The organism is Marinobacter sp. V34 (assembly GCF_055524115.1).
Genome location: NZ_JBUPZY010000029.1, coordinates 1 through 897 on the forward strand (window position 1 = coordinate 1; position 897 = coordinate 897).

An 897-nucleotide genomic window follows, 5' to 3' on the forward strand; every position below is an offset into this window, starting at 1 on the left:
AGGTACGGTCCGCGGGGATGGCATTGAAGGCGTTGTGGTAGGTGGTGGCGCCGTTGTTGCCGTCCTCTTCCAGGGCCTGGGGCTGTTCGCCGGTATGGCTGATGCGGGTGAACAGCCATTCCCGGTTCAGGCGTGGGTTGTCGTGCTCGGTGAGTTCGACTTTGGCGCCCACGGTGAAGTCGGGGCGATTGCTCTGGCCGTTGGCGGTGGCGGCGTCGTTTCTCAGGGCATCCAGGCGGGTTTCGGTAAAGGGCTGGCCGCTGGCATCCGCTTTGAAGCGGCCGGGGTAATCGTAGTGTTGATAGTCTTCCCGTTGACCGTCGAGTTTGTCGGCCTGGTGTTCGTGCATTAAGGCATAGGCGGGGTTCTTGAAGGTGTAGTCCTTCATGGCCACGGAGGCGGCTCTTACCCGTTCCTGGTAGCTAAACTGGAAAACCGTGCTCTGGCGGGTACTGCCGCCAGCCTTGCCGTTGTACTCCACCGGATCAAGTTTCGGGGCGTCGCCATGGTGGTCGGCGATGATCAGGGCGGGCTGGTCGTTGCCTTCCACGTCGCCGTGGTTGAAGCGATAGTGCCAGCCTTCTTCGGCGGCCAGGCGTTCGACAAAGGCCAGGTCGCTTTCCCGATGCTGGACACAGTATTCCCGTTCCTCGGGAGAACGCTTCAGATCAAACACGGTGTCGATGAAGCCCCGCTCTTCCAGCAGGGTGCGCACGATGGCATCGGTACTCTGGGTCTGGAAGATGCGGCTGTTGTGCATCAGGCCCAGGCGCCACAGCGGGGGCTGGACGATGACGTCGTAACGGGTACGGCGATGGCCGGAGTCGCCCCGGATGAATTCGTTGACCACACCGTGGAAGCGCCGAAGGGGCACGCCGTCCTGCCAGACCACCAGCT

1 protein-coding gene is annotated in these 897 nt (G+C 62.4%); it reads right to left on the reverse strand.

The genetic code is table 11. From position 1 onward, the window contains the following. The coding region (gene tssI / locus AC0B60_RS20200) for a type VI secretion system tip protein TssI/VgrG (RefSeq protein WP_465087661.1) at nt 1-897 on the reverse strand (897 nt) is incomplete at both ends.